Raw genomic sequence first — 20,152 nt, 5'->3', positions numbered from 1 at the left:
GCACATCCAACCTTTTCATTGATTGTGACGCCGCCTTCGCGAGCAGGCTCGCTCCCACATTGGATCTTCAGCAGCCACAATATCCGCGTGCACCCGGAGTCATTCTGTGGGAGCAAAGCTTGCTCGCGATGAGGCCGGCACATCCAACCTTTTCATTGGCTGTAATCCCCCCCCCCAAAAAAAGACAAAAAAAAGACGCTTCCCATTTCTGAAGAAGCGCCGTTTTTTCTAAGTGAACAGCATCACGCACAAGGCAGGTCTATTTCATTCCCACAAGAATCAGAACTCCGGGGTGTACTTCACGCTGAACATCAGGTTTCGCGGATCACCGAAGTTGTTGTTGCCATCAAGCTGGTTGTAAGCGGGCGTTATATACGTCTTGTCAAACAGGTTGTTGGCATTGAGCGCCAAAGCGATTTCTGGCGTCAGCTGGTAGCCGACACGGGCATTCCACACGGTATAACCCGGTACGTCGGTCTTTTCCTGGTAAACCAGTGTGTGGCTTTGGGTGGTGAAGCCCAGGCCAGTGCTGACACGGCTCCAGTCGCCGGTCAGCTGGTAGTTGCCCCATACCCGCAGCATGTGTTTCGGCGTCCAGCTACTGAAGACAACACCTTCCTTCCCCGGCTCCTCCAGGTACTTGGTGGTGTTGTAGGTGTAGCCCGCGAACAACTGCAGATTGTCTACCACTTCACCACTGATTTCCGCATCGAAACCCTGGCTGCGCACTTTCCCCGAGGCTGCCGAGCAATACCCTCCCTCACATACCATCCCGCCGGCGATGTCTTGGATGGCGCGGTTCTCGTGATCGTAACGGAAGACAGCCAGGGAGGTATTGACCCGACCGTCCATCAGCTCACCCTTGAGGCCGACTTCGTAGTTGGTGCCAACGATGGGCTTGAGCACCGAACCGCTGGTATCGACCTCGGTCTGGGGCTGGAATACATCGGTGTAGCTGGCGTACACCGCCCACTCACGGCTCAGGTCATAGATGATACCGCCGTAGGGCGTGACCACTCCGGTTTCAGTTCCAGTGTTTGCCGTGTAGGGGGTAATACCGGCTGAGTCTTCGGTTCTCGACTTGTAGCTGAAGTCATACCAGCTGACCCGGGAACCCAGCACCAGCGTCAGATCATCGATCGGCTTGACGCGCCAAGTGCCATACACACCCTTCTGGCGGATATCGTACTTACTGAGGACGCCCCGCCCGCCCGGGCTGTTGATCAGACTCTCATAGCTGATGTCCGGCCGGTTATTGTTCAGGTCGAAGATGGAGTCGCTGGTGCTGTTGAATGTACGGGCGTAGCGATCATCCGTCTCCAACTGCGAGAAATTGCCGCCCAGCATGACTTCCTGCTCCATCGACAAGGCTTCGAACTTGCCGATCAGGTTCATGTCCAGACCAGACTTCGTGGACTGGAAATCAGTCACGAAATCGGCATATTGCACGCCACTGCCATCAGGCAATAGACCACCCCCCCTTTGCACTCGCTGGTTTTTCGCCTGGTTGTCTTCAGTCATGTACACGGCACCCACCTTGAACGCCCAGTCATCGTTGAACCGATGCTCCAGGTCGGTGTAGTAGGTGGTGACATCGATTTCCGAACGGTTCCACCGCGCCCCCGTATAGGTCGAACGCGACACGTCCGGCATCGACCCGTCGGCGTAGCGTGGCAGGCCACGGATGTTGCCGCGCGATTCGCCGTTGGATTGGCTGACTGCAAGGCCCAGGGTGGTGTCTTCGCTCAGGTCGACATCCAGCGCACCGTACAGCGAATGGGTCTTGCTCCACGCATGATCGACGAACGAATTGCTCTGGTCTTCGTCGATGACGACACGGCCGCGGATATTGCCGGCCTGGTTCAGCGGGCCGCCAGCGTCCAGTTGCAGGCCGTAGTGATCCCAGGAGCCGGCCTTGCCGGTCAGGGTTACGGTCGGGGCATGCTGGCCACGCTTGCGCACCAGGTTGACGGCACCGCCGGGGCTGCCAGTGCCTTGCAGCAAGCCGGCCGCGCCGCGCATGATTTCCAGGCGGTCGAAGAAGATCAGGTCCTGGGTCGCCCAGTTGCCCAGCGAATAGTTATTGCGCAGGATCGGCACACCATCGTATTGCCAATCGTCGATCTGGAAACCCCGTGACGACAGGATCATGCCTTGGCCGACGCCCTGCAGGCCGACGATGCCGGTGGTCTGGTTGACGGCGTCCTTGAGGCTGACCAGGTTCTGGTCATCCATCTGCTTGCGCGTCATCACGGTGACCGACTGGGGAATTTCCTTGAGGGTGTGGGTGCCCTTGCCGAGGGTCACGGCCTTGCTGGTGTAGGAATGACTGCCTTCGGTTGTCGCGTCCAACGCTTGTGCACTGATGGTGGTCGCACCCAGCTCAAGGCCTCCCGTGGCAGGGCTGCGCATCAGCATCAAGGTATTGCCCTCGAGGCTGTAGCGCACGCCTGTGCCCTTGAGCAATTCGGCGATGGCCGCCTGCGGGCTCATCGTGCCGCTGACGCGGGTGCTTTTCAGCCCGGCCATGTCGCCAGCGTTGTAGATCACTTGCTGGTTGGTCTGCTGACCGAAGGCTTGCAGTGCCTGCGGCAGCGGTTGCGCTGGGATGTCGATGCTGACGTCTTGCGCCATTACCTGAGTGCTGAGGGGCAGTACGCAGACCCACCCCAAACCGGCCAACACCCGCCGCGAACGCAGGCCGCGGGACATGACGAGTGCCTTGAAAAGAGGTTTCAACTCATGAATGGATGACATCGTGTTCTCTATTATTGGTCGAAGTAAAAGTCCATGGGGCCGAAGGGCCCGCCGCTCGCCGGCACACGTGAACCCGCCCCAGGGCAATGTGTCAGGGCGTGGCCGACCCGATGTGCCCACCTACCTAAGTAAGACGCAGCATCTGGCAAAACCGGAATGACTTTACTTATCATTCGCGAAAATGATCAAAAAAAAGGCCGGCTCTGTTGGGCGCCGACCTTTTAATCCTGGATTCCATGGACACAGCCAATACCAGGGCTGCGAACACAACGGTGGCGAGGGAGCTTGCTCCCGCTGGGCCGGTCCGACGCTTCGGGCGAAGCGGCCCCAAGATTTTGCGGCCGCTGCGCAACCGAGCGGGAGCAAGCTCCCTCGCCACAATTGTGTGTCAGCCGGTTCCTCGCTAAATCCCCCTCCCGTCCAATCGTTCTACAGATGGGCGCGACCCAACCCGGCGTGCCGCCGTCCTCCAGCCCATGCGGTGCATGTCCCCGCGATGGCGTTCGTCCTTTTCATCTTGCAGGGAAACCTCCATGAGCCAACCAAAACGCGGGGTGATCAATGAATTGTTCACCCTGCTCAAACCCTTCCGGCTGATTGTCATCGGCGCCATCCTGCTGGGCATGGTCGGTGGCCTGAGCGTCACCGTGCTGCTGGCCACCATCAACCAGGTGCTGCACGCCGAAGGCGGGCTGAGTCACACCGTGGTGGGCGTGTTCGCCGGGTTGTGCCTGCTGGCCCTGATCAGCTCCATCTGTTCCGACATCGGCACCAACTACGTTGGCCAGAAGATCATCGCCAAGCTGCGCAAGGAGCTGGGGGAAAAAGTCCTGTCGGCACCGATCCAGCAGATCGAACGCTACCGCAGCCATCGCCTGATCCCGGTGTTGACCCACGACGTCGACACCATCAGCGATTTCGCCTTCGCCTTCGCCCCCCTGGCCATTTCCCTGACCGTCACCCTTGGGTGCATGGGGTACCTGGCAATGCTGTCGTGGCCGATGTTCCTGATGATGGTCGTGGCGATCATCATCGGCACCGTGGTGCAGTACATCGCCCGCGGGCGGGGGATCAAGGGCTTCATGGAGGCGCGCGACTCCGAGGACGAGTTGCAGAAGCACTACAACGCCATCGCCGAAGGCGCCAAGGAGCTGCGCATCCATCGCCCTCGTCGGCACCGCATGTTCGTCTCGGGCATCGAGCACACCGCCGACAAGATCTGCGACACGCAGATCCGCTCGGTGAACATTTTCGTGATCGCCAAGACCTTCGGCTCGATGCTGTTCTTCGTGGTGATCGGCCTGGCCCTGGCCCTGCAGTCACTGTGGCCGAGCGCCGACAAAGCGGTGATGAGCGGTTTCGTGCTGGTGTTGCTGTACATGAAAGGCCCGCTGGAACACCTGATCGGTACCCTGCCCATCGTCAGTCGTGCGCAGATCGCCTTCCGCCGCATCGCCGAATTGTCGGAACAGTTTTCATCCCCTGAACCCCACTTGCTACTCAACGACCAAGGCCAGCCAAAAACGCCGGTGCAGACGCTGGAACTGAGTAACGTGTCCTATAGCTTCCCGGCGGTGGAAGGCGCCGCGCCGTTCCGCCTGGGGCCGGTGAACCTGAAGATCGACCAGGGCGACATCGTGTTCATCGTGGGTGAAAACGGCTGTGGCAAGACCACGCTGATCAAGCTGCTGTTGGGCCTCTACGCGCCGCAGCAAGGGGAAATCCGCCTCAACGACCACGCCGTGACGGCTGTGACCCGCGATGACTATCGCCAGTTGTTCACGACGATTTTTGCCGACTACTACCTGTTCGACGACATCGTCCAGGGCGACACCCATATCCCGGACGACGCCAACCAATACCTGCAACGCCTGGAGATCGCCCACAAGGTCAGCGTGCGCGACGGCGCCTTCACCACCACCGACCTGTCCACCGGCCAGCGCAAGCGCCTGGCGCTGGTCAATGCGTGGCTGGAAGAGCGTCCGGTGCTGGTCTTCGACGAGTGGGCGGCCGACCAGGACCCGACCTTCCGGCGGATTTTCTACACGGAGTTGCTGCCGGACCTCAAGCGCCTGGGCAAGACCATCATCGTGATTTCCCACGACGACCGTTACTTCGACGTGGCCGACCAATTGGTGCGCATGGAAGCCGGCCGCGTCATCACCGAACTGACATCCGCCTGAATAATCACGATTCTCATTCTGGTTTTTCTGGGGTGGTGCGTCCTAATTAAGAATCGATCACAACTACACCCTATTAAAACTAAAACCTGCAAGAGTGAAACACATGCCAGCAACTCCGGGGATTCCACGTTTTACCAAGGCACTGATCATGCGGCGCCTGCTGCAACCAGGCTTCAGCGCCACCGCGTTCAGCCTGGCACTGGCCATGCCGTTCAGCGCACAGGTCCAGGCACAGGAAGTCGACCTCAACATCGCGGCGCAGTCGCTGTCGAGTGCCCTGCAGGCGTTGAGCAATCAAACGAACATGCAAGTGCTCTACAGCGCCGATGATGTCCAGGGCCTGCGCAGCCAGCCGGTCAGTGGCCGGTTGTCGCCGGCGCAAGCGTTGTCGCAGATGCTGGTGGGAACCGGCGTCATGTTCACGATCCAGGGCAACACGGCCAGCGTGCGCGCCAGAACGTCAGGGGATTCGCTGGAACTGGGCGCCACGACCATCACCGGTAAAACCGCGGAATCGGCCTACGGTCCGGTGGACGGCTACGTCGCCACCCGCAGCGCCACCGGCACCAAGACCGACACGCCGATCCTGGAGATCCCGCAGACCATCAACGTGGTCACCGCCGACCAGATCGCCATCCAGGGCGCACGCAACCTGACCCAGGCCTTGCGCTACACGCCGGGCCTGGACACCAGTGGCTTCACCGACCGCAACACCATCGCCGATGAAATCACCAGCCGCGGGTTCGCGCCGACACAGCTGTACCTCGACGGTGCCTACCTGCCCTATGCCGGCAGCCTGGGCGGCGCGCCGCAAATCGATCCGTATACCTTGGAACGCATCGAAGTGCTCAAGGGCCCTTCATCGGTGCTGTACGGGCAGAACCAGCCGGGCGGCCTGATCAACATGGTCTCCAAGCGCCCGACCACTGAACAGCGCAGCCAGATCAAACTGGGCGCGGGCAGCTACGACCGGGTCAACGGCGCGTTCGACACCAGCGGCCCGATCGACGATCAAAAGGAATTCAGCTACCGCGTCATCGGCGTGGCGAAAAAAGGCAACCAACAGGTCGATCACACCCACAGCGAACGCATGCTGCTCGCACCGAGCCTGACCTGGGCGCCCAATGAAGACACCTCGCTGACGGTGCTGGCGCAGATCCAGCGCGATGACGGCCTGGAAGACTATCAGGCCCTGCCGATGATCGGCTCCCTGAAGCGCGGCCCCAACGGCCAGCGGATCGACCGGGACTTTTTCTCCGGCGACACTCGGTGGAACGACTACAAGCGTGACCAGTTCGTTCTCGGCTACGACTTCAGCCACAACTTCACCGATGACCTGACATTCCGCTCCACCGCCCGTTACACCGATGTGCGTGACCAGTATCGGGGCTTCTACCTGCGTGGTTTCGTTGGGAATGACCAGACCCAGGCCACTCGCAACAAACTCGACTGGCAGCAGCACAACACCGCCTACACCATCGATAACAATGTGGAATACAAATTCAACACCGGCGCCCTCGAGCACACCACCCTGGCGGGCGTGGACTATCGCCATTTCAACCGCAAATACAAGGGCTACAACATCACAGGCGCGCCAATCGACCTGTACGGCAATAACAACAACTATGACACCAGCGACGTAACCCCGACGCTGGACACCCAATGGGACAACACCGTTCGCCAGACCGGCGTCTACCTGCAAGACCAGATCAAGCTGGACAAGTGGATCCTGACCGTGGGGGGTCGCCAGGACTGGGCCGAAGTGGATAACAAGGACCTGCTGGCACGCACCGTTTCCTCACTGCGTGACAACAAGTTCACCGGCCGGATCGGCCTGACCTATGTCACCGATTTCGGCCTCGCGCCCTATATCAGTTACTCGGAATCCTTCCTGCCGACCACGGGCACGGACGCTAGCGGCAATGCCTTCAAGCCGACCGAGGGTGAACAATACGAAGTGGGTGTGAAATACCAGCCGTTCGACAAAACGATGATTACCGCGTCGGTGTTCCAGATCAAACAGAAGAACCTGGTCACCGGCGACCCTGCCGATCCCCAGAATTCGATCCAGTCGGGCCAGGTACGTTCACGGGGTGTCGAGCTGGAAATCAAATCCACCCTCGACAACATCGAAGTCATGGCCGCCGCCACTTACCTCGACTCGTTCTACACCAAGGACAACTACGGCAACGAGGACAACCGCAGCGAGCAACAGGCACCGTTCTCCGCCACATTGTGGGCCAACTACCACTTCACCCAGGCCACGCTCAATGGCTTGACCTTCGGCGCAGGCGCCCGCCACACCGGCCGCAAGCCGGGCGACGCGGCCAACTCGTTCGACGTCCCTGCCTACACCGTGTTCGACGCCACCATCAGCTATGACATGGGCAAGGCCACCTCAAGCCTGCGTGGCGTCACCACCAGCCTGAACGTGCAGAACGTCTTCGACCGCGAGTACGTGTCCAACTGCAACTACTCGTTCGGCTGCTACTACGGCCAGGAACGCGTGGCCTCGCTGGACGTGACCTACGACTTCTAAGCAACACCGCACACGAAAAAACCGGGCCTGGCCCTAATGCCGATCAGTTAAGCGAAATAAAACCCGGCAGTAACCCTGTGGCGAGGGAGCTTGCTCCCGCTGGGTCGCGAAGCGGCCCTGTTTTGGGGCTGCTACGCCCGAGGCGTCGGACCGGCCCAGCGGGTGCAAGCTCCCTCGCCACGGTTTGTGTGTTTGCCCGTGCTATCCACTTAACTGACAGGCATTAGGCCTGGCCCGGTTTTTTTGTGCCTGCAAATCTTGAAGTCATCCCAAAAATACTGTGGGAGCGGGCTTGCTCGCGAAGACGGCAGCACAGTCAACATCGATGTCGTTTGGCCCACCGCTTTCGCGAGCAAGCCCGCTCCCACAAGGGATTTGTGGCGTATGCAAATCCTCAGACCACCCAAACATAACTGTGGGAGCGAGCCTGCTCGCGATAGCGGTGTATCAGTCGCTTCAAATGCCGGCTGACCCTCCGCTTTCGCGAGCAAGCCCGCTCCCACAAGGGATTTGTGGCGTATGCAAATCCTGAGGCCACCCCACAGGGAATAGTAGGCCCTCAGGCAGTCAGTGCAACCCGCAGCGCCTGGCTCAGTTGCCCATACACCTCATCAATCTCCGGCACCACGCTCTGCAAGCGCAGGTAGTCGTGGATCAGGCCGGTGTATTCGATCAGTTCCACGCTCACCCCCTGCGCCTGCAAACGCCGGGCGTAGGCGCGGCCTTCGTCGAGCAGCGGGTCATGGCCGGCCAGGGCGATCAGGGCCGGGGCCAGGCCTGGGCAACCGGGCGCCAGCAACGGCGAGAAACGCCAGTCCAGACGATCGGTGGGCTCATTGGCGTAGTGCCGGTAGAACCACTCGAGGGTTTCGCTCTCCAGCAGATAACCTTCGCCGAACAACTCGGTGGACGGGCTGCTGGTGGACGCATCGGTCACCGGGTAGCAGAGCAGTTGAAAGCACGGCTTGACCGCCAGGGAGGCGGGTTCCAAGGCCGATTGCAGCGCCAGCACCGTCGCCAGGGTCGCGCCGACGCTGTCGCCGCCGAACGCCACGCGGCTGATATCCAAACCCTCGACGTGGGCCTGCCGGGCCAGCCAGTCGAGGGCATCGGCGCCGTCGTTCAGCGGGGTCGGGAAAGTGTGTTCCGGGGCCAGGCGATAGCCCACCGACAACACCGCACAGGGTGTCCGCGCGCAGAATTCGCGGCAGACGCCGTCGTGGGATTCCAGGCTGCCGACCACATAACCACCGCCGTGAAAGTACACCAGCACCGGCAGCGCCTGGGCCGGAGCCGTGGCGGGACGGTACAGGCGCAGCGCCAGCGTCGCGCCGTCACGGGTCGTGAATGAGTGAGCGGCGCACTGCACATCCGCCGGAGCGCTCCAGCGCAATTGCACCGTGGTGCGCTCGAACGCCTCGCGGGCCTGGGCCGGTGTCGACAGGTGAAACGGCCCGGGGCCCTCGGCCTGGCTTTCTTCGGCCAGGTCGAGGAAGGCATTGAGTTCCGGATGCAGGGACATCGGAGGGGTTCCTTATGAAAAACCAGGGATAAAAGCTGAGCCACACAGGCCCATGCAAAACCCTGTGGCGAGGGAGCTTGCTCCCGCTGGACTGCGCAGCAGGCCCAAGTTTTTGTTCCCAGACAAAAGGCTTGGGGCCGCTTCGCGACCCAGCGGGAGCAAGCTCCCTCGCCACAGAGACAAGGTTTAAGCCGCCTGCGCCACGCAGTGCTCGATCAACGCTTCCAGTTCCTCCTGGTAAGCACGCATCAAGCCCTCGACAGTCTCGGCACGGTAGCGGCGGGTGCTGAAGATGCAACGCAGCGCCAGGCGTCCGTCGTACACCTGCCCCACCACTTCCAGCCAGTTACCGAGTGCGGCATGGGGGCTGTAGCAGCTGCCGTAGCTTTCCGCCGCCGGCACCAGCAATGCCTTGTCGTCGAAGCTCTGGTCGAACTGCCCCAGGTAGTTGAACGTCACCCGGGCCTGGGGCGCACGCCCCAAGGTGGCGGCCAGCGGCTCGCCGCTCATGTAGCGCAACACGCCGTAGCCCAAGCCCTTGTTCGGCACCGCGGCCAACTGCCGCTGCACCGCCCGCACCGACGTGCCGATATCGGCTTCAGGGTTCGGGGCCAGTCGCACCGGGAACATGCTGGTGAACCAGCCCAGGCTACGGCTCAGGTCGATGTCCTTGACCAAGTCCTCGCGACCATGCCCCTCCAACTGGATCAGCACCGAAGGCTGCTGGCTCCAACGGCACAACACCCGACTCAGCGCCGCCAGCAACACGTCGTTGATCTGCGTCTGGTAGACCGCCGGCACTTGTTTGAGCAACTGCTGGGTGTGCTGCTCCGACAAGCTCAAATGCGCCACCGACTGGTACTGCACCTGGTTCTTGCCCCGCAGGTTGTCACACGGCAACTCGCTGCCCGGCTGGTCAATCTGTTCCAGCCACCAGGCTTTTTCCTGCGCCGGATAATCCAGCGCATAGACTTGCAGGCCCTCGGCCCAGGCCCGGTAGCTGCTGGTGCGAATCGGCAGGTTCGGTGCCTGGCCCTCACTGTAGGCCGTATAAGCGGTCTGCAAATCCTGCAGCAGCAAACGCCACGACACCGTGTCGATGACCAGGTGATGAATGACCATCAACACGCGGATTTCACCGTTGCCCAAGGTCACGTGCGCCGTGCGCCACACCGGGCCGTTGTGCAGATCGAGGCTGCGTTGCACCTGTTCGGCGTACAACTCCAGTTCAGCCTCATCGGCCACGCTGTGCTGCCACAGCAAGGGTTCGCTGGCCCACTGCGCCTGCATGTCTTCCAGCGCCTGGTAATGCTGCAGGTGACGTCCGCCGGCTTCGCTGAAGCGCAGGCGCAAGGCGTCGTGCTGCTGCATCATGCCGCGCAACGCCAATTCCAACGCCGTCAGGTTCAATCCTTGGCGGGCCCGCAGCATCAGTGCCTGGTTGTAGTGATGGGGTTCGCTCATGCGCTGGTCGAACCACCACTGCTGGATCGGAATCAGGTTGAACTGCCCTTCGGCGGCCACCTGGGTCATATCCTCGGCCGTCACGGCGCGCATGTTCGAACGCTGGTCGAAAATCGCCTCGATGGTCTGGCCGCGCATCAAGTCCCGCAGCTTGAGCTCCATCTTCAGCTCGCCATGGTTGCGCACCCGCGAGACCACTTGCAGGCTGAGGATCGAGTCACCGCCCAACTCGAAGAAATTGTCGGTGATGCCCACCCGCTCGACTTGCAACACATCAGCCCAGACCTCGGCCAACAGTTGCTCATCGCGGTTGCGCCCCGGCACATACTCGCTGCCCTTGAACTCCGGCTCCGGCAGGGCCTGGCGATCGAGCTTGCCGTTTGGCGTGACCGGCAACGCCTCCAGGCAGATCACCTGGGCCGGCACCATGTAGTCCGGCAATTGCACCCGCAGCTCGGCCTTGAGCCGATCGCCGATGGCCACGCCATCGGGGGTGACCACGTAGCCGATCAGTTGCTTGCCCGAGGCGCTGTCACGGGCGATCACCAACGCATCGCTGACATCGTCCAGTTGCCGCAGGCTGGCCTCGACTTCCCCCAGTTCGATGCGGAAGCCCCGCACCTTGATCTGGTGGTCGATACGCCCGACGTAATCGAGCACGCCGTCGGCGCGCTGGCGCACCAGATCGCCGCTGCGATACAGGCGATCGCCCGGCTGGCCGAACGGGTCCGGCACGAAGCGCTCGGCACTCAGGTCCGGGCGACGGTGATAACCACGGGCGATGCCCGCGCCACCGATGTACAACTCGCCGGCAATGCCCGGCGGCAACGGGTTGAGGTGGTCGTCGAGCACATACAAGGCGCGCTCGCCCACCGCCCGCCCGATCGGCGCGTAGGCGGCCTCGCAACGTTGGCTGGCCGGCACCTTCCACAACATGGGTGTGACCACGGTTTCCGTCGGGCCGTAGCCGTTGGTGAAGAATCGTGGGCGCAGCGCCGTCTTCACTTGCTCGAAGGTCTGGTCCGGCACCGCATCGCCGCCGAAGCAGTACACCCGCACCGGCGGTGGCGCCAGTTGGCTGTGGGCGGCGTATTCGGCCAGTTGCTTGAGGTAGGCCGGCGGGAAGCAGGCGATGGTAATGCCATGGCGGTGCAAGGCGTCGAAGGTCTGCTCCGGTGTCCACAGTGCGCCATCGCGAATCACCAGGGTGCCGCCACTGAACAAGGTGCTTAGCCAGCGTTCATGGGCACCGTCGAAAGCGAACGACATGAAATGCAGCTCACGTGTGTCCTCGTCCATGTCATACAGCCCGGCGATGGCCTGGCAGTGCATGCTCATCGGCCCGTGCGCCACGGCGACACCCTTGGGTCGACCGGTGGAACCCGAGGTGTAGATCAGGTAGGCCAGGTTGCCGCCGAGCAAACCGCTGCGCGGCGGCAAGTCGCTGTAGCCACGGCTGTCGAAACCGTCGATGGCCAGGCGCGGCAAACCGTCGAGATCCGGCAAGCGCCCCTGTACCCGGCTGTGGGTCAGCAACAGCGCCATGGCCGAATCGTCGATCATGAACGCCAGGCGCTCGGGTGGATAATCGATGTCCAGCGGCACATACGCCGCGCCGCTTTTCATCACCGCCAGCAGCGCCACGACCATGTCCACCGAACGCTCCAGGGCCACGCCGACCACCACTTCCGGGCCGGCGCCGAGTTCGATCAAGCGGTGGGCCAGGCGGTTGGCCCGGCGCTCCAGTTCGCCGTAACTCAACGAATCGTCGCCACACACCAGCGCCGAGGCCTGCGGTCGCGACTGGGCATGCCGGCCAATCAGCTCCGGCAACAGCTGCGGCTGATAGCAGCCGTTCGGCGCCGCGCTCCATTGTTCGAAGGCCTGCCATTGTTCCACCGACAAGCGCTGCAAATTGCCCAGGCACGCGTGGGGTGCATGGATCATCGCTTCCAGGGTGTCTTCCATCGTCCGGCGGATGCGTTCCACCGCTTCGACGCTGAAGGCGTTACGCAGGAACAGGTACTCGATGGACAACGTTTCGCCCAGGTTCACCGCCAGGTCCATCGGGAAGTTGGTCACGTCATGGTTGCGCGACTCGCCGAAGCTCAGGCCGGTGTCCTGCTGCTCGCCCAGGCGTTCGTCGATGGGGTAGTTCTCGAACACGATGATGCTGTCGAACAAGCCCTGCCCGCCGAGGCCCGACCAGCGCTGGATGTCCGCCAGTGGCGCATGGGAATGCTCACGAAGGTCCAGGTTGTAGGCCTGCAACTGTTGCAGCCATTGATCCAGCGGCTGCTCGGGATCCAGGGTCTGGATCACCGGCAAGGTGTTGATGAACAGGCCGAGAATGTTATCGGCGTTGACCAGCCCCGCCGGACGCCCGGCGACGGTGGCGCCGAAGACCACGGTGTCCTGCCCGGTAAAGCGTTGCAGCAACAGCAGCCACGCCCCTTGGATCAAGGTATTGGGGGTGATCTGCAAGGCGCGGCAGGCCTGTTGCAGGCGAGCGGTCTGCGTCACGTCCCAGCGCGAATACAACGCCTCGTGCCCCGGCAGTGCCTCGGCATGCCGGGGGAACATCGCCTGGTTGAGGGAGGTCGCCTGCTCCAGGGTATCGAGGCGGCTGCGCCAGAAGCGTTCCAGCGCACCCTGGTCCTGGCGTTGCAGCCATTCGATGAATTCGCGGTAGCGGCCATTGCGGCTGGGCACCTGCCCGTGGGCGTAGAATTGCAGCACTTCACCGAACAACCGCGAACTGCTCCAGCCATCCATGAGGATGTGGTGGCAGGTCCAGATCATCTGGTAGCGATCATCTTCCAGGCGCAGCAATAACACCCGTTGCAGGGGCGCGCGGCTCAAGTCGAAACCGGCCAGGTAGTCGGCGGTCGCCCGGGCGCTGATCGCCTGCTCGCTGATGTCCTGTCCGCGCCAGTCTTCGACCTGCAGCGGCAATTCAACGTGGCGATGGACGATTTGCACCGGCGCGCTCAAGCCATCCTGCCAGTGGAAACTGGTGCGCAGGATGTCCTCGCGCTCGATCACCGAGGTCCAGGCCCGGGCAAAACGCTCGGTGTCCAGGCCATGCACCGGCAGGCAGATCTGGTTGATGTACAAGCCGGAGCTGTCGTCGGCCAGGGTATGGAACAACATGCCGTCCTGCATCGGCGACAGTGGATAGATGTCCTCCACCTGCGCCACCGGCAGGCCGTTGAGTTGCGCCTGGCTCAGCCGTGCCAGCGGGAAGTCGGAAGGTGTCAGGCCCAGGTGCCCGTCGGTGCAGCAGTGGTCGATCAGTTGCTGCAACGCCACCGAGTAGGCATCGGCCAATTGCTGGAGCGTGGCCTCGTCGAAGACATCGCCACTGAAGGTCCAATCGAGGGACAACTGGCCGTTGAAAATCCGCCCGTCGATGGTCAGCCAGTTGCCCAGCGCCACGTCGTCGCCATGCCCTGCGCCATTGCCCTCCTCACTCGGGACGAACAGCGCCTGCTCATCGAAGCTCTGGTCGAACTGCCCCAGGTAGTTGAAGGTGATGCGCGCTGGCGGCAGTTTTGCCAGCCGTTGCTGGACCGCTTCGGCGCCGAGGTAACGCAGGACGCCGTAGCCCAAGCCCTTGTTCGGCACCGCGCGCAGTTGTTCCTTGATCCGCTTGATCGATTCGGCGGGGTCGCTCGCCGGCGTCAGCAACACCGGGAACAGGCTGGTGAACCAACCGACGGTGCGACTCAGGTCGACGCCCTCGAACAGCTCTTCGCGGCCATGGCCTTCGAGCTGCACCAGGCAGGCCGGTTGCCCGGTCCATTGGCAGACCACTTGCGCCAGCGCACTGAGCAGCAAATCGTTGACTTGGGTGCGATAGGCCGTCGGCGCTTGCTTGAGCAAACGCTGGGTCTGGTTGGCATCCAGGCACGTGCTCACCGAACGGCCATGGGCCGCAGCCTGGCTGCCCTCGGGACGGGCCCGTGGCAATGGCGGCAAGGGCTGATCCAGTTGCCCGACCCAGTAATCCAATTCCTTGTTCAGGGTTTCGCCGTGGGCGTAATCCTGCAACCGCGCGGCCCAGGCCTTGAACGCCGTGGACTTGCCCGGCAAGGCTGGCGCCTGGTTCGCCCGCAATTGGCGATAGACGTTTTGCAGGTCTTCCAGCAGCACCCGCCACGACACGCCGTCCATGACCAGGTGATGAATCGCCAGGTGCAGGCGCGCACTGCCGTCCTGCACCGCGATCAGGCTGCAACGCAGCAATGGGCCGTGTTGCAGGTCGAGGCTACGTTGCGCCTGGTCGGCGATGGCGACGATCTCGGTGGCATCCTGCGCAGTGCGCCGCCAGATCTCCAGGGGCTGCTCATCCATGGCCTGGTGGCTGGCGTGCCAACGGCCATCGTCGGCCTGGGTGAACCGCAGGCGCAGGGCATCGTGATGGGCCACCACCTGAGCGAGGGCCTGTTGCAGGTGCGCGATGTCCAGCGGTTCGCGCGGGGTCAGCAGGACCGATTGGTTCCAGTGATCGCGGTGCGGGATATCGCTGGCGAAGAACCAGTGCTGCATGGGCACCAGCGCGCTGTCGCCGGTGACCGGCCCCTGGTCGATCAGCCCTTCGTCGGTGGCGGTGGCGACCCGCGACAGGGCCTGGATATTCTGGTGCAGGAACAGATCCTTGGGGGTCAGGCCGATGCCTTGGGCACGCGCCCGGCTGACCACCTGGATCGAGTTGATCGAGTCGCCGCCCAGGGCGAAGAAGTTGTCGGCGGTGCCCACCCGCTCGACGCCGAGCACCCCTTGCCAGATCTCCACCAGCGCCCGCTCGATGGCGTTGACCGGTGCGGTGAACGCCTCTTGGCGCTCGGCCAGGTCCGGCGCCGGCAACGCCTTGCGGTCGAGCTTGCCGTTCGGGCTCAGTGGCATGTGTTCCAGGCGGGTCAGGTGCGTCGGCACCATGTGTTCCGGCAGGCTCAGGCGCAAATGGCCCAGGAGCGCTTCACGCAATTGGGACCAAGCGCCGGTTGCCTCGGCCTGGGCGACCACGTAGCCGCTCAGCACCTTGCCGCTGCGGCTGTCCTGGGCCACCACCACCGCTTCGCGCACCGCCCCGTGTTCGAGCAAACGTGCTTCGATTTCCCCCAACTCGATACGGAACCCGCGGACCTTCACCTGATGGTCGATCCGGCCGATGTAGTCGATCACCCCGTCCGGGCGATAGCGCGCCAGGTCGCCGGTGCGGTACAGCCGCTCGCCGGCCACGAACGGGCTAGCGACGAAACGCTCGGCCGTCAGTTCGGGACGACGGTGATAACCGCGGGCCAGGCCCTGGCCGCTGAGGTACAGCTCGCCGTTGACGCCGCTCGGCACCGGGTTCAGCTCATCGTCGAGGATGTAGGTCATCAGGTTGGCAATCGGCTCGCCAATGGGCACTGCATCGCGCCCTTCGTCGCGGCAGGTCCAATGGGTCACGTCGATGGCCGCTTCGGTCGGACCGTAGAGGTTATACAGCCGGGCATTGGGCAACTTGGCGAACACCTGCTGCTGGGCATCCACCGGCAGGGCTTCGCCGCTGCAGACGATGCGAGACAGGCTGGTGCAACGGCTGACGTTGGCGTCGAGCACGAACGCTTGCAGCATCGACGGCACGAAATGCAGGGTGGTGATGGTTTCCCGTTCGATCAGGCTGACCAGTTTTTGCGGGTCACGATGATCGCCCGGTGCCGCGACGACCAGGCGTACGCCGGTCACCAACGGCCAGAAGAACTCCCAGACCGACACGTCGAAACTGAACGGCGTCTTCTGCAGGACGCTGTCACCAGCGCCCAGGCCATAGGCCTGTTGCATCCAGCACAAGCGGTTGGTCAGCGCGCCATGGCTGTTGCCGGCGCCCTTGGGCTTGCCGGTGGAGCCAGAGGTGTAGATCACGTAGGCCAGGTTCTCGGCGACGACCCGGACAGGCGGATTGTCGGTGGGGTTGTCGCGCAACCAATCGTCATCCCCATCCAGCACCAACGTGGTGACACCACCCTCTGTGGGAGCGAGCCTGCTCGCGAAGAGGCCATCACATTCAACATCAATATCGACTGTCAGGCCGCTATCGCGAGCAGGCTCGCTCCCACAGAATTGGTTGAGCAATGAGCTTTGGGTCAGCAGCAACTCGATGCCACTGTCCTCGATCATGTAGGCCAGGCGCTCCGGCGGGTAGTCCGGGTCCAACGGCACGTAGGCGCCGCCGGCCTTGAGGATCGCCAGCAGGCCAACGACCATTTCCACGCTGCGCTGCACCGAGATGCCCACCAGCACATCCGGGCCGACGCCGCGAGCGATCAAGGCGTGGGCCAACGGGTTGGCGCGGGCGTTGAGCTGGGCATAGCTCAGCGACTGCCCTTCGAACACCAGCGCCTCGGCGTTGGGGTCACGCTCGACCTGGGCTTCGATCAACTGATGCACCGGGAAATGGTTCGGGTAATCGGCGAAGGTGCGGTTCCAGTCCTCGACGATCAGGCGCCGCTGCGCCCCGTCCAGCATCGGCAGTTCGGCGATGCGCTGGGTCGGGTTGACGACGATGGCGCGCAACAGGTTCAGCCAGTGCTCGCCGAGGCGGGCGATGGTGCTCGGCTCGAACAGGTCGCTGGCGTAAGTCAGCGCGGCGCTGAGGCCATCGGCGTATTCGAAGGTGTCCAGGGTCAGGTCGAACTGGGCGGTGCCTGCATCCCAGGTCAGTGGCTCCAGGCTCAGGCCCGGCAACGCCGACAGGTCCCGGCGGGCATCGCTGGCATGGTTGAACATCACTTGGAACAATGGCGTGTGGCTCAGGTTGCGCGCTGGCTCCAGCCGTTCCACCAGTTGTTCGAATGGCAGGTCCTGGTGGGCCTGGGCACCCAATGCGCGTTGCTTGACCTGATCGAGCAACTGGTCGAATCGCAGGTTGCCGTCGATGTCGGCCTTGAGCACCTGGGTGTTGACGAAGAAACCCAGCAGGCGCTCGGTTTCCACCCGGTTACGGTTGGCAATCGGCACGCCGACGCGGATGTCGTCCTGGCCGCTGTAGCGGTGCAACAAGGTCTGCAAGCCGGCGAGCAAGAGCATGAACAGCGTGCTGTTGTGCTGCTGGGCCAGGCGCTTGAGGCCTTCGGCCAACGCCGGTTCGATGACGATGGGCAGCCGTGCGCCGCGATAACTTTGCTGGGCCGGGCGCGGATGGTCGGTCGGCAGTTCGAGAATCGGTTGCTCGCCGCCCAACTGCTCGATCCAGTAATCGAGTTGACGCTGCTGCTCCCCTGCCGCCAGCCATTGCCGCTGCCAGTGCGCGTAGTCGGCGTACTGGATCGGCAGCGGCGCCAGTTCCACGGCCTGGCCCTGGCTGAAACCTGCGTACAGCTGCAGCAGGTCGTCGACCATGATCTGCATCGACCAGGCATCGGAGACGATGTGGTGCTGGGTCAGGATCAGCACATGGTCATCAGCGCCCAGTTGCAGCCACTTGACCCGCAGCAACGGGCCGCGCTGCAAATCGAACAACTGCCGGGTTTCGGCTTCGATCAAGCCGCGCAAGGCCTGGTCATCGACAGTGGCGTCGATTGATTCGACCGCCAGGGCCAGCGGCGCCGGTTCGTCGATCACTTGCAGGGGGCGCTCGTTATCGAGCACGAAGCGGGTCCGCAGGCTCTCGTGACGCGCCACCAGCGCATCGAAGCTCCGTTGCAACGCTCCACGGTCGAGGGTACCGCGCAAACGCAGGGCCGCGGGAATGTGATAGGCGCTGCTGGTGGGTTCCAGTTGCCAGAGGAACCACTGCCGTTGCTGGGCGAACGAGAGCGCCAGCGGCTGGTCGCGAGCAATGCGTGGGATGCTCGCTTCATCGTGCGCCGATGCCGTGCCCATGGCCTCGACAAACGCCCGCAGGCTGTGATGGGCGAACAACAGGCGCAACGGCACCTGAATATTCAGTTGCTGGCGAATCCGTGACATCACCTGGGTCGCCAGCAAGGAGTGGCCACCCAGCTCAAAGAAACTGTCGTCCAGGCCGACCCGCTGGACCTTGAGGATATCCGCCCAGATCGTCGCCACCGCCTGCTGCCTGGACGTCTGCGGCGCGACATAGGTTTTCTGCCATTGGCTGGCATCGGGCTTGGGCAATTGCTTGCGATCCAGCTTGCCGTTGGGCGTCAGCGGGAAGCGCGGCAACAGCACCACGTGGGACGGCACCATGTAGTCGGGCAGGTTGACCTTGAGCCGTGTGGTGAGGCTGTCGCGCAGGCCGCTCTGGGCGGTGGCGTCCAGGTCACTCAGCTCTGTACTCGGCACGATGTACGCCACCAACGCCTGGCCGCCCGGCGCGTCCTGGGCCAGCACCGCCGCTTCCCGCACGCTGCCCTGTTCCAGCAGGCGTGCCTCGATCTCTCCCAACTCGATGCGAAAGCCGCGGATCTTCACTTGATGGTCGATGCGCCCGAGGTATTCGAGGATCCCGTCGGCACGCTGGCGCGCCAGGTCACCGGTGCGGTACAAACGCTCGCCGGCGATAAAAGGATGGGGCACGAAACGTTCGGCGGTCAGCGCCGGACGTTGGAAATAACCACGGGCCAGGCCCTGGCCGCCGATCAGCAATTCACCGGCCACGCCATAAGGCACTGGCATCAGGTCGGCACCGACGATGTACAGCGCGGTATTGTCGATCGGCCCGCCGAGCCACGGTTGCGCGGCCTGGGTTTGCAACGGGTGCAAGGCCGACCAGATGGTGGTTTCCGTCGGGCCATAGAGGTTCCACACTTCACCGCCGAGGGCGAGCATGCGCACGGCCAGTTCCCGGGGCAACGCCTCGCCCCCGCACAGGCATTTGCAGCCGCGCAGACCCTGGGCGTTTTCATTGTCCAGCAACATGCGCCAGGTCGACGGCGTGGCCTGCAGCACATTGACCTGCTCGGCCGCGATCAACGCCAACACCGCGTATGGGTCCTGGGCGACGTGTTGGCCGGTCAGCACGATGCATGCGCCGACCATCAGCGGCACGTAGATTTCCAGGCCGAAAATATCGAACGAGAACGTGGTCAGCGACAACGCCCGATCCTGGGCCGTCATGCCCGGTGCCTTGGCCATGCTCGCGACGAAGTTGGTCAGCGCGCCGTGGCGCACCATGACGCCCTTGGGCTTGCCGGTGGAGCCGGAGGTGTAGATCGCGTAGGCCAGGTGTTCCGCATCCAGGCGCGTTGCCGGCGCCTCGCAGCTATAGCCGTCGAGCCAGTCACCCTCCTGGTCCAATACCAATGTCTTAACGCCAACCCCGGCCCCTGTGGGAGCGAGCCTGTGGGAGCACAGCTTGCTCGCGATAGCGTCGGCACACCCACCATCACCATTGACTGAACTACCGCCATCGCGAGCAAGCTGTGCTCCCACAGGCTCGCTCCCACAGGACAGTGGTAGCTGGTTGAGCAGTGAACTCTGGGTCAGCAGCAGCTCGATGCCGCTGTCTTCGATCATGTATGCCAGGCGGTCCTGGGGGAACGCCGGGTCCAGCGGCAAGTAGGCGCCGCCGGCCTTGAGGATCGCCAGCAGGCCCACCAACATGTGCGCACTGCGCTCCACGGCAATGCCCACCAGGACATCGGAAGTCACGCCGAGGCTTTGCAGTTTCCCCGCCAGTTGATTGGCCCGGGCATTGAGTTGGCCGTAGCTCCAGCGCTCGCCGTCAATCACCAGCGC

General features: G+C 63.1%; 5 protein-coding genes (1 of these 5 cut by a window edge). 2 read left to right on the top strand and 3 right to left on the bottom strand.

Features of this window, described 5'->3' with window-relative positions; translation table 11 throughout:
* Nucleotides 1–279: 279 nt before the first annotated feature.
* Entirely contained in the window at nucleotides 280–2,757 is a 2,478-nt protein-coding gene (locus M1D99_RS09780; RefSeq protein WP_458131695.1) for a TonB-dependent siderophore receptor, read from the bottom strand.
* Between the two features lie 533 nt (nucleotides 2,758–3,290).
* Between M1D99_RS09780 and M1D99_RS09775 the strand changes: the two genes are divergently transcribed.
* Entirely contained in the window at nucleotides 3,291–4,940 is a 1,650-nt protein-coding gene (locus M1D99_RS09775; protein ID WP_186708668.1) for a cyclic peptide export ABC transporter, read from the top strand.
* A 103-nt stretch (nucleotides 4,941–5,043) separates the two neighbouring features.
* Complete coding sequence (locus M1D99_RS09770) at nucleotides 5,044–7,479, top strand: TonB-dependent siderophore receptor (protein ID WP_434574921.1); 2,436 nt, start codon at nucleotides 5,044–5,046, stop codon at nucleotides 7,477–7,479.
* Between the two features lie 559 nt (nucleotides 7,480–8,038).
* On the opposite strand, the gene M1D99_RS09765 is transcribed toward M1D99_RS09770, so the two are convergent.
* Nucleotides 8,039–9,001: an alpha/beta hydrolase gene (locus M1D99_RS09765; RefSeq protein WP_434574919.1), complete on the bottom strand. Its 963-nt coding sequence runs from the start codon at nucleotides 8,999–9,001 to the stop codon at nucleotides 8,039–8,041.
* 186 nt (nucleotides 9,002–9,187) lie between these two features.
* A protein-coding gene (locus M1D99_RS09760; RefSeq protein WP_458131694.1) for a non-ribosomal peptide synthase/polyketide synthase crosses the window boundary here: on the bottom strand, nucleotides 9,188–20,152 show its 3' portion. Its footprint extends 1,569 nt past the window's final position; only the last 10,965 of its 12,534 coding nucleotides appear in the window; its start codon lies off the right edge, out of view; the stop codon is at nucleotides 9,188–9,190.

The organism is Pseudomonas sp. R3-41, assembly GCF_054161485.1.
The sequence above is the reverse complement of the archived record's forward strand: the minus strand, read 5'-3'. Positions and strand labels throughout refer to the sequence as shown.

Excerpts from the sequence above, each read along its gene's own strand:
- M1D99_RS09780 (WP_458131695.1), bottom strand. The coding sequence starts at position 2,757 with ATGTCATCCATTCATGAGTTGAAACCTCTTTTCAAGGCACTCGTCATG.
- M1D99_RS09775 (WP_186708668.1), top strand. The coding sequence starts at position 3,291 with ATGAGCCAACCAAAACGCGGGGTGATCAATGAATTGTTCACCCTGCTC.
- M1D99_RS09770 (WP_434574921.1), top strand. The coding sequence starts at position 5,044 with ATGCCAGCAACTCCGGGGATTCCACGTTTTACCAAGGCACTGATCATG.
- M1D99_RS09765 (WP_434574919.1), bottom strand. The coding sequence starts at position 9,001 with ATGTCCCTGCATCCGGAACTCAATGCCTTCCTCGACCTGGCCGAAGAA.